The sequence below is a fragment of the Arsenicicoccus sp. UBA2120 genome (assembly GCF_002330965.1).
In the GTDB taxonomy this organism is placed as follows: domain Bacteria; phylum Actinomycetota; class Actinomycetes; order Actinomycetales; family Dermatophilaceae; genus Arsenicicoccus; species Arsenicicoccus bolidensis.
On record NZ_DCYC01000073.1, the window covers coordinates 184436 to 196759 of the forward strand.

10 protein-coding genes are annotated in these 12324 nt (G+C 73.2%); 2 read left to right on the plus strand and 8 right to left on the minus strand.

Annotation, left to right across the window (positions count from 1 at the left end; genetic code table 11):
* Positions 1 to 149: 149 nt before the first annotated feature.
* Complete coding sequence (locus tag B2P18_RS18765) at positions 150 to 2549, minus strand: MFS transporter (RefSeq protein ID WP_349677484.1); 2400 nt, start codon at positions 2547 to 2549, stop codon at positions 150 to 152.
* Positions 2550 to 2839: 290 nt separating this feature from the next.
* Here B2P18_RS18765 and B2P18_RS12140 point away from each other — a divergent pair, with 290 nt between their 5' ends.
* On the plus strand, positions 2840 to 3478 hold the full coding sequence (locus B2P18_RS12140; RefSeq protein WP_286960032.1) for a GntR family transcriptional regulator: 639 nt from the start codon (positions 2840 to 2842) through the stop codon (positions 3476 to 3478).
* Positions 3479 to 3499: 21 nt separating this feature from the next.
* Here the strand turns inward: B2P18_RS12140 and truB are convergent, their stop codons facing one another.
* The 7 genes from truB to rimP form a co-directional block, all read right to left on the minus strand.
* Positions 3500 to 4468 carry a tRNA pseudouridine(55) synthase TruB gene (gene truB / locus B2P18_RS12145; protein ID WP_286960039.1) on the minus strand — a complete coding sequence of 323 codons (969 nt, stop codon included), beginning with the start codon at positions 4466 to 4468 and terminating at the stop codon, positions 3500 to 3502.
* The gene (gene rbfA, locus B2P18_RS18930; RefSeq protein WP_376783698.1) at positions 4461 to 5150 is read right to left on the minus strand and encodes a 30S ribosome-binding factor RbfA; all 690 of its coding nucleotides are present in this window, start codon (positions 5148 to 5150) and stop codon (positions 4461 to 4463) included. The genes truB and rbfA overlap by 8 nt, the downstream gene beginning before the upstream one ends.
* Before the next feature lie 65 nt (positions 5151 to 5215).
* Positions 5216 to 6259, minus strand: coding sequence for a TRM11 family SAM-dependent methyltransferase (locus B2P18_RS12155; RefSeq protein ID WP_286960041.1), 1044 nt, complete (start codon positions 6257 to 6259; stop codon positions 5216 to 5218).
* 224 nt (positions 6260 to 6483) lie between these two features.
* Positions 6484 to 9531 (minus strand): translation initiation factor IF-2, encoded by a 3048-nt coding sequence (infB, locus tag B2P18_RS12160; protein WP_286960043.1) that lies wholly within the window; start codon positions 9529 to 9531, stop codon positions 6484 to 6486.
* A gap of 168 nt (positions 9532 to 9699) precedes the next feature.
* Positions 9700 to 10017, minus strand: coding sequence for a YlxR family protein (locus B2P18_RS12165; protein WP_051274059.1), 318 nt, complete (start codon positions 10015 to 10017; stop codon positions 9700 to 9702).
* A gap of 73 nt (positions 10018 to 10090) precedes the next feature.
* Positions 10091 to 11134 carry a transcription termination factor NusA gene (gene nusA, locus B2P18_RS12170; protein ID WP_029211215.1) on the minus strand — a complete coding sequence of 348 codons (1044 nt, stop codon included), beginning with the start codon at positions 11132 to 11134 and terminating at the stop codon, positions 10091 to 10093.
* Positions 11134 to 11658: a ribosome maturation factor RimP gene (gene rimP, locus B2P18_RS12175; RefSeq protein ID WP_019284245.1), complete on the minus strand. Its 525-nt coding sequence runs from the start codon at positions 11656 to 11658 to the stop codon at positions 11134 to 11136. The genes nusA and rimP overlap by 1 nt, the downstream gene beginning before the upstream one ends.
* A 196-nt stretch (positions 11659 to 11854) precedes the next feature.
* Here rimP and B2P18_RS12180 point away from each other — a divergent pair.
* Positions 11855 to 12324: hypothetical protein (locus B2P18_RS12180; protein WP_286960050.1), on the plus strand; the 470-nt coding region annotated here is incomplete at its 3' end.

Consider the following 12324-nt stretch of genomic DNA (forward strand, 5'->3'; position numbering starts at 1 on the left):
GATGGGTGCGGGGTGACCCACGAGTAGCTTTCGGGCGAGTGTGCCTGTTCGCGTCGCGAAAAGGAAGGACGCATCTCACACTCTCCCCTGTTCGGCGCCGTGGCGCCGGTCGAGCCTGGGAGCCCGTCGGGCGGGAGCCCGGCCGAGCCTCAGCGCTGCTCGAGCCAGTCGAGGCGGACGTGCTCGGGTCCGAGCTCGGACACCGAGCCCACCCCGAGCAGCTGCATGGTCGTGGCCATCTCGCGGGTGAGCAGCTCGAGCAGCCGGTCCACGCCGCGCTCTCCCCCGGCCATGAGGCCGTAGAGGTAGGCCCGGCCGATCATGGTGAAGTCGGCGCCGAGCGCCAGCGCCGCGAGCACGTCGGCGCCCGAGGTGATCCCCGAGTCGAGGATGATCGGGACGTCGGGCCCGAGGGCCGCCCGCACCGACGGGAGCTCGCGCAGCGGCACCGGTGGCCGGTCCAGCTGACGACCGCCGTGGTTGGAGAGATAGACCGCGTCGGCGCCCCGGTCCACGACCATGCGGGCATCGTCGGCGGACTGGATCCCCTTGACCACCAACGATCCCGGCCACGCCGACCGGATCCAGTCGAGGTCCTCGAGGCCCAGGGTGGGGTCGAACATCGAGCCGATCACGGCGGACGTGGCGGTCGTGATGTCCGTCAGGGACGCGAAGGTCAGCGGCTCGGTGGTGAGGAAGTCCCACCACCACCGGGGGCGGTAGGACGCGTCGAGGACGGTCCGCCAGGTCAGCGTGGGCGGGATCGTCATCCCGTTGCGGGCATCCCGGTGCCGGAGCCCGCCGGTGGCGGTGTCCACGGTCACCAGGAGGGTGTCGTATGACGCCGCGCGGGCCCGCTGCACGAGCTCGAGGCAGTCCTCGCGCCGGTCCTTCCAGAGGTAGAGCTGGAACCATCGCCGCGTGTCCGGCGCCGCCTGCGCGAGCGCCTCGATGGAGGTGGTGCCCATCGTGGACAGCGCGAACGGCACGCCGTGCCTCGCCGCGGCCCGGGCGCCGGCGACCTCGCCCTCGGTGTGCATCATCCGCGTGAACCCGGTGGGGGCGATGCCGACGGGGAGGCTGCTGCGGCCACCCAGGACGTCGACCGACAGGTCCACCGCGGGCACCGGCCGCAGCACCTGCGGGCGCAGCTCGACCTGGCGGAAGGCCGCCCAGTTGCGGCGCAGGCCCTCCTCGCCGTTGGCCGCGCCGTCCACGTAGTCGAAGGGGCCGCTCGGCGTGACCCTCCGGGCGATGCGGCGCAGGTCGCCGACGTCGGCGGCCCGGGCGAGGCGGGCGCCGGTCAGGTCGCGGCTCGGCGCCGTGAAGCGCACCAGCGGTCGCAGCTCGGCGGGACGAGGCAGGCGGCGCGGCATACGGCGTGGATCGGTGGGCAGGCTCACGGGGCGACCTCGGTGCCGGGGGTTGTCGGCGGACCCGCGGGCCAGCAGGACCGCGAGCAGGGTGACGGCGAAGCACAGCGCGAGGAACCCGGCCGCCAGGTGGACCCCGCCGTGGGCGGCGGAGATGAGCGCCGCCGCGATCAGCGGCGTGTTGCCCGCGACGATCGCGCCGTTGAGCTCCCGGGCGACGGCCACCCCGGAGAAGCGGTAGCGGGCGGGGAACAGGTTGGTGAGGAAGGCGCCCTGCGCACCGGACGTCAGCGCCAGCACCACGCCGTAGCCGAAGCACAGCGCCAGGGTCACGATCAGCAGGTCGCCCGTCTGCATCGCCAGGAACAACGGGTAGGCGTAGAGCACGCCGATCGCGGCGCCGAGCCCCATGGCCCGTCCGGCCCCGATCCGGTCGCCGATCAGGCCGCCGACGGGCGAGGCGAGGACGCCGCACAGCGAGGCGATCGAGACCGCGAGGAGCGCCTCGGGCTTGGCCATGCCGGCCTGCTTGGTGAGGTAGGAGAGCGAGAACGCCGCGAGGATGTAGTTGTTGGCGTTGTGCCCGGTGACGGACAGGAAGGCCAGCAGCACCTGGCGCCAGGAGCCACGCAGGAGCTCGGCCGCCGGCACGGCCTGCTTGCGCTGGTGCTCCTGGCGGCGCTGGGCGGCGGCGAACTCCGGCGTCTCGTCCATGTGGCGGCGGATCCACAGGGCGAGGAAGAACAGGACCGCCGACACGAGGAAGGGCACGCGCCACAGGCCGCCCAGCAGCGTCTCCGTGGGCACCGACGACACGGAGAGGAAGGCCAGGGTGGCGAGGAGCGTGCCGGCGGGCGGCGCGGACAGCACGATGGCGGTGTAGAACCCGCGGCGGCGCGGCGGCGCGAACTCGGCGACCACCGTCAGGGCGCCCGCGAGCTCGGCGCCGGCCCCGAAGCCCTGCAGGATGCGCAGGAGCACGAGCAGCACGGCGGCCCAGATGCCCAGGGTGGCCGCGGTCGGCAGCAGGCCGATCCCGACGGTGGCGAGTCCCATGAGCGCGATCGTGAGGATCATGGCGGGCTTGCGCCCGACGCGGTCACCGATGTGGGCGATGATCAGCCCGCCGAGGGGGCGGAAGAGGAAGCCGACGGCGAAGGTCGCGAAGGCGGCCAGGTCGCCCGCGGCCGAGAGGCTGTTGGGGGAAGAAGAGCGGGCCGATGATCAGGCCCGCGGCGGCGCCGTAGAGGGCGTAGTCGTACCACTCGATGAGGGTGCCCACCATGGAGGCGACGAGGGCCTTGCGGGCGCCGGGGGTGAGCCGGTCCGGCGGGGCGGTGGGGGGTGCAGCAGAGCGCGCAGACGTCATTGTCAGCTCCTGGTTCGGGGATGTCGATAGACATACTGCAGATATATGACGGAGATCCGCAAGGGTTCTCGGCCGGTGGATCTGCCAGGATGGCCCCATGTCCCACGAGTCCATGTCCGAGCGGCTGCGCGACGAGCTGCGCGCGCGGATCGTCGCGACCGACGTGCACCCGGGCGACCTGCTCCTCGAGAAGTCCCTCGCCGAGGAGTACTCCGTCTCCAAGACCCCCGTCCGCGAGGCCCTGCAGATGCTCGCCGTCGAGGGCTGGGTCACCGTCATCCCCCGCCGCGGCTACACCGTCAGCAGCATGGGCTTCCACGACATCCGCGAGGTCATGGAGCTGCGCCGGGCCGTCGAGCCCATGGTCGCCGCCGCGGCCGCCGCCGGGGTGACCGCGGCCCTGGTCACCGACCTCGAGGGCCTCCTGGAGCAGCAGGTGTCCGCCTCGGAGCACGCGGAGGCCGTCCGTGCCGCGTCGTTGTTCCACCGGCGGATCGCCGCCGCCGCCCGCAACCGCCGGGCCGAGGCGACGCTGTCGCACCTGTTCGACGAGACCACCCGCGCGCACGCCCTGCTGCCCCCGCTCGCGACCTACATCGCCGCCGACAGCGAGCACGCCGCGCACGCCGACGTCCTGGACGCGATCCGCGCCGCCGACCCGGCCGCCGCCGAGCGGATCATGCGCGACCACCTCACCGAAGCCGAGAGAGCGATGATCGCGGCGTTCTATCGCTGATGCCCGGCTGGTGACGCGTCGTCAGCGCGGCTCGGCCGGGGCCAGCACCACGAGGCTGCGGGCCTGCGCCCGCGTCTCGTCCAGCATCGCCACCAGGCGACCGTCCGGGGCGAACCCCGCGACCACGCCCTCCCCCGGCACCCCGGAGCCGATCCGCTGGCCGTAGCCCAGCGCCGTGGCCTCCTCGGCCGTGAGCTCGTGCGCCGGGAACTGCGCGCGCGCCGCGGTCGCCAGGTCCAGCAGCGGCAGGGCGGGCAGGTCCGCGCGGTCGAGCCGGTCCACCCCGAGGCGGGTGCGCGCGGCGTCATACGCCGCCGTCAGGCCATTGAGGTCCGCCGCCACGTCCAGGGCGTAGCCGCCCACGCGGGTGCGGCGCAGCGCGGTCAGGTGACCACCCACGCCGAGGGCCGAGCCGAGGTCGCGCGCCAGGGCGCGCACATAGGTGCCCGACGAGACCTCGACGCTCACGTCCAGGTCGTATGCCGTCTCCCCCGCCACGCGCTGGTCGTGGATGTCGAAGCGGGACACCGTGACCGGGCGCGCGGGCAGCTCGACGTCCTCGCCCGACCGGACCCGGGCGTAGGAGCGGCGCCCGTCGACCTTGATCGCCGACACGGCGCTCGGGACCTGCTCGATGGCGCCCGTGAGCCCGGCCACCGCGGCCGCCACGCGCTCGGGGGTGACACCGTCCACCGGCGTGGTCGCCGTCACCTCGCCCTCGGCGTCGTCGGTGACCGTCGCCTGGCCCAGGCGGATCGTCGCGTCGTAGGCCTTGTCGCAGCCCACCAGGAAGGTCAGCAGCCTGGTGCCGCGCCCCAGCCCCAGGACGAGGACGCCCGTGGCCATGGGGTCGAGCGTGCCGGCGTGACCGACCTTGCGGGTGCCGGCCAGCCTGCGGACCCGCCCGACCACGTCGTGGCTGGTCCAGCCGGCCGGCTTGTCCACGACGAGCAGGCCGTCGGGTCCGTCGGCGTCACGGCTCCTAGCCATCGGCACGCCCGGTGCCCTGGGCGGCGCCCTCCTCCTGGTCGACCAGGTCCAGCGCGGCCACGTCCTCGAGCTGGGAGGCCTCCTCGGCGTCGACGCCGCCGTCCTTGACGGACGCGGGCGGGGGCACGGCCGTGTAGCCGTCCACCGAGTCCGAGTCGCTGGTGGAGGTGGCGTCGCCGGCGGAGGTGGCGTCGCTGGCGGAGGTGGCGTCGCCGGCGGAGTTGGTCGGTGCCGCGCCCACCCCGGACAGCTCGTCGTCGGCGCCCACGGGCTTCTTGTAGGGGTCGGCGTCACCGGCGTAGGCGGCCTGCGCGCGCTGGCGGGCCAGCTCCTCGTCCCGCTCGCGTGCCTTGCGCAGCGCGTCCTCGAGCTGGGAGGACGTCTCGGGCAGAGCGTCGGCGATGAACTCCAGGCTCGGGGTGAGCCGGATGCCGAGGGCCTTGCCGACGTAGGACCGGATCCGGCCCAGGTTGTCCTGCAGGGCGGCGGCGGTGCCCTCGCGCTCCTCGTCGGAGCCGAAGACGGTGTAGAAGATCGAGGCGTGCTGCAGGTCACCGGTGACGCGGACGTCGGTGATGGTGACGAAGCCGAGGCGCTCGTCCTTGAGGCGGTACTCGAGATACTCGGCCGCGACGACCTTGATGCGGTCGGCGATCTTGCGGGCGCGTGCCGGGTCTGCCATGAGAGTGCCCCTTCGTGATGGGTCGGACGCCGCCGGCGGGGGTGCCGACGGGCGTGGTGCATGGGTCAGCCCTTGCGGGCGACCACGATGTCGCGGTCGATGGAGGCGTCGACGCGGTGACGGAGTCCACCGTAACCACCCTGGTCGACCACGGTGAGGCCATGTCGCCCCAGCAGGTCGGTCACGTCGTCGCGGGGGGCCACGTGCCGGTTGATCGCGAGCCCGACCGCGCCCCCGGTGCGCAGCGCCCGGACCCACCCGGGCAGCGCCTCGTCGAGCAGGTCGAGCGGGCTGCGGGCCAGGCGGTCGCCGTGGCTGCCGTGCTGGACGCCGTAGGGCGTGTCGGTGACGATCACGTTGGTCTGCCCGGCGGGCAGCAGGCCCTGCAGCCTGGTCGTGTCGACTCCCAGGTAGGTCACGCGCTGCACGCGTCCCGCCTTGTAGTCGTCCTTGTCGGCGGCCAGCTCGACGTCGAAGCGGCGCCCGAGGGTCTTGCCGCTGCGGCGGATGGCGCCGGAGGTCAGCTTGTGCTTGAACCGGTGCTGGCGCAGGTAGGTGCTGAGGAAGGCCTGGTAGGCCTCGAGGTCCTTGGCGTCCAGGTCGATGCCGGTGACGTCCAGCCCGAGGGTGATGGCGGTGCTGAGCGTGGTGCCGCGACCGCACATCGGGTCCAGGACCGTCATCGTGCCGTCGAGGTAGCGCTCGGGCCACGCCGTCGCCATGGCGGTGACGGTCAGCAGCAGCCGGGTGAACTGCTCGTTGGTCTTGCCCTGGTACTTCAGGATCGTGACCAGGTCGCTCGGGAACCGGTCTGGTCGTTCCAGCGCGACCGGCCTCAGCAGGGCAGCGTGCTCGTCGCCCTCGCGCAGATACAGGGCCTGTATGCCGGACAGCGCCGACACCGCGCGGAGCGGGTCGCCGGTCAGCGGCGCCGCCGTCTCGAACCCGAGGTAGTCGACCCCCGCCACCTCGACCGGCGCGACGTCCATGACGCCGTCCGGCACGAGCGCATCAGCGACACAACGCAGCTCGGCCGCCATGAGGGCGGGCGCCCGATCGGCATACACCCGGTTGTGCGAAGGCGCCACGAGCGCCAGGTAGGAGTTCATCGTCGTCCTTCGTGTCCGTCGGGCCCTGTCGGGACGGGCCTTCCATCCGCAGCTCGTGCCTCGCTGCTCCCGCCAGACCCAGCCCGTCCCGTCCCGACAGGGCCCGACGCCAGCCACCGCCCAACCTCCGCCCGACTATGAAGGCAGAGGCCGGGAGCCGCGAGGGACGAGCGGCGGATGGTAGGTCCGGCCCGCTCGTCCCTCGCAGCGTCACGCGCAGGTGCTCAGTCGCGCGGCTTCTCGCGCATCTCGTACGTCGCGATGAGGTCACCCAGCTGGAGGTCGTTGTAGGACCCCAGGTTGATGCCGCACTCGAAGCCCTCGCGCACCTCGGTGACGTCGTCCTTGAAGCGTCGGAGGCCGGCGACCTCGACGTTCTCGGAGACGACGACCCCGTTGCGCGTGATGCGAGCCCTCGCGCCACGCTTGATCTCGCCGCTGCGGACGATCGATCCGGCGATGTTGCCGAACTTGCTGGAGCGGAAGATCTCGCGGATCTCGGCGGTGCCGAGCTCCACCTCCTCGAACTCCGGCTTGAGCATGCCCTTGAGGGCCGCCTCGATCTCCTCGATCGCCTGGTAGATGACCGAGTAGTAGCGGATCTCGACGCCCTCGCGGTCGGCGTACTCGGCGTTCTGGCCCTCGGCGCGGACGTTGAAGCCGATGATGACCGCGTTGGAGGCGACGGCGAGGTTGATGTTGTTCATCGTGATCGCGCCGACGCCGCGGTCGATGATGCGCAGGTCGACCTCCTCGCCCACGTCGATCTGCAGGAGGGCGTCCTCCAGCGCCTCGACCGAACCGCTCGCGTCACCCTTGAGGATGAGGTTGAGCGTCTCGACCTTGCCGGCCGCGAGAGCCTCGTTGAGGTCCTCGAGGGAGATGCGCTTGCGGGACTTGGCCAGGCTGGCCTGGCGGTCCGCGGCCTCGCGCTTCTCGGCGATCTGCCGGGCGGTGCGGTCGTCCGGCGCGACGACGAAGGTGTCGCCGGCGCGGGGCACGGACGCGAGTCCGAGCACCTGGACGGGACGCGACGGGGTCGCCTCCTTGACCTGCTTGCCGTGCTCGTCGAGCATCGCGCGGACGCGGCCGTGGGCCGATCCGGCGACGATCGCGTCGCCGACCCGCAGGGTGCCCTGCTGGACGAGGACGGTCGCCGTCGCACCGCGACCACGGTCGAGGTTGGCCTCGATGGCCACGCCGCGGGCGTCGGTCTCGGGGTTGGCGCGCAGGTCGAGGGCGGCGTCCGCGGTGAGCAGGACCGCCTCGAGCAGCTGGTCGATGTTCTGACCCTGCTTGGCCGAGATGTCGACGAACATCGTCTCGCCGCCGTACTCCTCGGCGACGAGGTTGTACTCGGTCAGCTGCTGGCGGACCTTGGCCGGGTTGGCGCCGTCGACGTCGATCTTGTTGACGGCGACCACGATCGGCACGTCCGCGGCCTGGGCGTGGTTGAGCGCCTCGATGGTCTGCGGCATGACGCCGTCGTCCGCGGCCACGACGAGGATCGCGATGTCGGTGACCTTGGCACCACGGGCACGCATGGCCGTGAAGGCCTCGTGACCGGGGGTGTCGATGACCGTGAGCTTGCGCTCCTGGTCCTCGTGCTGCACGGCGACCTGGTAGGCACCGATGTGCTGGGTGATGCCGCCGGCCTCGGTCGAGATGACGTTGGCGTTGCGGATCGCGTCCAGCAGGCGGGTCTTTCCGTGGTCGACGTGACCCATGACGGTCACGACCGGCGGACGGGCCTGGAGCTCCTCGTCGGAGTACTCCTCGCCCTCGAGGTCGATGTTGAAGGACGCGAAGAGCTCCTGCTCCTCCTCCTCCGGCGAGACGACCTGGATGTCGTAGCCGAGCTCGGAGCCGAGCACCTTGAAGGTGTCCTCGTCGAGCGACTGCGTCGCCGTCGCCATCTCACCGAGGTGGAACAGCACGGTGACCAGCGACGCCGGGTTGGCGTTGATGCGGTCGGCGAAGTCCGTCAGCGACGAGCCGCGGCGCACGCGCACGACGGTCGAGCCGTCGCCACGGGGCACCGAGACGCCACCGATGGACGGCGCCTGCATCTGCTCGAACTCCTGACGCTTCGCGCGCTTGCTCTTGCGTCCGCGGGCGGGCTTGCCGCCGCGACCGAAGGCACCCTGGGTGCCGCCGCGACCGGCGCCACCGCCGGGACGACCACCGCCACCGGGACGGCCGGCGAAGCCGCCGCCACCACCGGGACGCGCGCCGAAGCCGCCGCCGCCACCACCGGGCGCACCGGGACGACCGCCGCCGCCACCACGGGCGGGACGCTCACCGGGACGCGGCACGGACGAACGGCTCGGCATGGCGCCGGGCGTGGGACGGGCGCCGCCGGGACGAGGCGCCGCGGGACGCGGGCCACCCGGACGAGGACCGGCAGCGCCGGCCTGGCCACCGGGACGCGGCGCCTGGGGGCGAGGCATGCCCTGCGAGGGCGCGAAGGGGTTGTTGCCGGGACGGGCCGAGCCCTGACCACCACCGGGGCGCGGAGCCCCGCCGGGACGAGGTGCGCCGCCGTCACGAGCGGGACGGTCGGTCCGCTCGGGGCGGTCGGTCCGCTCGGGACGGTCGGTCCGCTCGGGGCGGTCGGTGCGCTCAGGGCGGTCGGTGCGCTCCGGACGCTCGGTGCGCTCGGGACGCTGACCCATGCCCTGCGAGGACGCGAACGGGTTGTTGCCGGGGCGAGGAGCTCCGGGACGACCGCCCTGACCACCCTGGCCGCCGGAGCGGCCGGAGGTCTGCGGCTGGCGCGGGCCGGGAGCAGCCGGTCGGGGACCAGGCTGTGCCGGCCGCGGGCCGGGGGCTGCGCCAGCGGCTGCCGGAGCAGGGGCGGCGGCGGGCGCCGGTGCCTCGGCTGCGGGCGCCTTCGGGGCGGCCTTGGCCGGAGCGGGGGTGTCGGCGGCGGGAGCCTCCGGGGCTGCCGGCGTCTCCCGCGCGGACGACGGGGCAGCCGGGGCCGCCGGCTTCTCCTCGGCGGGGGCGGCGGCCTTCCTGGCCGGTCCCGGCGTCGGACGGGACGGGGTGCCAGCAGCAGGCTTGGGGGCCGCCGCGGCAGTCTTGGGGGAGCCGCCGGAACCGCCGGCGAGCTCGGCCGGGAAGGACTCCCGGATGCGGCGCACGACCGGCGCCTCGATGGTGGAGGACGCCGCGCGGACGAACTCTCCCTGGTTCTTCAGGTGCTCGAGCAGAACCTTGCTCTCGACTCCGAGCTCCTTGGCGAGCTCGTAGACCCGGACCTTAGCCACAATTCTCCTTGATCTCGGTCCGGGCGGGCGCGGAGAGGTCCTCCGCCGGTCACGGACCGTCGTTAGTGCTGGGGCATGCTCATCGCTGAGTACTCATCGGGTGCTCATAGCGTCAAACCCGCTTTCGGTTCTCGGACGGTGCTGTCACGGCCTCGGCGACGGGTGCCGTCAGGGCCGGTCGTGCTCGCTCTCCACCCACGCCCGCAGCGCGGCGACGTCGGTCATGACGTCCGCACGGAGGGCACGCCCGAACGCCTTGCGGCGCACGGCGAGCTCCAGGCAGGCCGGGTCCGGGTGGAGCCAGGCTCCACGTCCGGGCCTGCGTCGCAGCGGGTCCGGGACGACGTGGAGGGATCCACGCTCGTCCGGCTCCGCCACCACTCGCAGGAGAGCCGCCCGGTCACCGACACCACGGCAGCCCACGCACGTTCGGGCGGGACCCGGGGCGGGCGAGGTCGTGGTGGTCGTGCGACCGGACTGATCCATCCTACCGTGTCCCCGGGCGTGTCGTCGCACCGTGCCGTGCGGGGAGCCCTGCTCGCCGGGCGGGCCGGGAGCCTCAGGCACCCGGTTCGGCGTCGGCGGGGCCCGGGTCGGCCGGTGCCTGCCGGCCACCCACGGGGGTGTCGGGATGGATGTCGATCCGCCAGCCCGTCAGCTTGGCGGCGAGGCGGGCGTTCTGCCCCTCCTTGCCGATGGCGAGCGACAGCTGGTAGTCGGGCACGACGACCTTGGCGGCGCGCAGCTTGGGGTCCACGACCTCGACGGACAGCACCCGGGACGGCGACAGGGCGGACGCCACGAACTCGGTGGGCTGGTCGGAGTAGTCGACGATGTCAATCTTCTCGCCGTGCAGCTCGGTCATGACCGCGCGGACGCGGGCTCCCATCGGCCCGATGCAGGCGCCCTTGGCGTTGACGCCGGGGGCCTTGGCGATGACGGCGATCTTGGTGCGGTGCCCGGCCTCGCGCGCCAGCGCCGCGATCTCGACGGTGCCGTCGGCGATCTCGGGCACCTCCAGGGCGAAGAGCTTGCGGACGAGGTTGGGGTGGGTGCGCGACAACATGATCTGCGGGCCGCGGTTGCCCCGCTTGACGCTCACGCAGTAGCAGCGGATGCGGTCGCCGTGGACGTAGCGCTCACCCGGCACCTGCTCGGAGACGTGCAGCTCGCCCTCCACGCCCCCACCGAGGGCCACCTGGACGACCCGCGGGTTGGAGCTCTGCTGGACGACGCCGGACAGGATGTCGCCCTCCTTGCCGCGGAAGTCGCCGAGCACGGACTCGTCCTCGAGGTCACGCATGCGCTGGTGGATGACCTGGCGCGCCGTCGAGGCGGCGACCCGCCCGAAGTCGGCGGGGGTGTCGTCATACTCCCTGGGCTCGGGGCGCGGCTCGCCCTCGGCTACGGGCTCGAGGTCCTCGAGGGCCCAGACCGTCACCTTGCCGGACTTGCGGTCGAGCTCGACGCGGGCACGGCGGGCCGCCCCCTCCGTCTTGGAGTACGCGAGGAGCATCGCGTCCTCCATGGTCTTGACGAGCACCTCGAGCGGGATCTCGCGCTCGGTGGCGAGCATCCGCAGGACCGCCATGTCGATGTCCATCAGTTCTTCTCCTCGGTCGCGCGGGTGAACTCGACCTGCACCTGGGCGCGGGCGATGTCGGGATAGGCGAGCTGCCGGGTCGACGACGAACCCTTGGTGGTGACCTCGAGGGTGACCTGCTCGGGGCCGGCGGCGACGACGCGCCCGGTGACCTGGCCGTCGGGGGTCGAGGCCTTGACGAGCCGACCGACGTTGCGCCGGAAGTGTCGCGGCTCGGTCAGCAGCCGGTCGACGCCGGGCGAGCCGACCTCGAGGACGTAGGGCTGCTCGCCCATGACCTCGGACTCGTCGAGGAGCTCGCTCACGCGTCGGGTGGCGTCGGCCACCAGGTCCAGGTCGAGCGGCTCGACGGCCGTGGTCTCGTCGGCGGGTGGCGTGGTCACCAGGTCGGTGTCGACGGTCAGTCGCACGAGGCGGCGCTTGCCCACCTGCTGCACGGTGAGCTGCTCGACCATGAGCCCCAGCTCGGCGAGCGCGGGGTCCAGCAGCGTGCGGACGTCCTGCTCGGTGCTCCGGGTGACCATCGTTGCCTCCGCTTTCGGTGATGTGCGCCTGCGCCGCGGCACGTCTGTGCGCGGGGCCCGGCAAAGTCCACACCCTATGCCATCGGCCCTGCTGGAACTCTATCGAGCGGGCGAGCGGGATGACAGCACGCGTCCGGGTGCTCTCGGGCTGTGTCACGTCGTCCGCGCCCCGTGTCCGGGTGGCAGGATCGCAGCCATGGTCGACCGGTCGTCCCCGCCCGCCCCGCTCACCCCGCGCGACGTCGCCGGGGTGCCCTCGCGGCGCGCGCTGCTGACGGCCGCCTCCCTCGCCCCGCTCGCGCTGCTGACCGCCTGCCGGGTCCGGCTGGAGGACGACGCCCCTCGCGTGCCGCTGATCCCCACCCGCGAGCCGACCGAGGACGAGGCGCTGCTGCTCGCCGCCTGGCGCGCGTCGACCGACCTCGGCCGTATGACGACCGGCCTGGCCGGTGACGGGGTGACGGCATCGCGCCTGCACGCCGTCCAGGCCCGCACCTTCGACCAGGTGCTGCGCGACCGCCGGGTGCCGGACGCGCAACGCACCTCCCCCGCGGCCTCCCCCACGGCCTCCTCCACGGCTGCATCGTCGGCGGGGTCGACGGTGTCGGCTGCGGCGACAGGGTCGTCGGCGTCGGCTGCATCGTCGGCGGGGTCGACGGTGTCGGC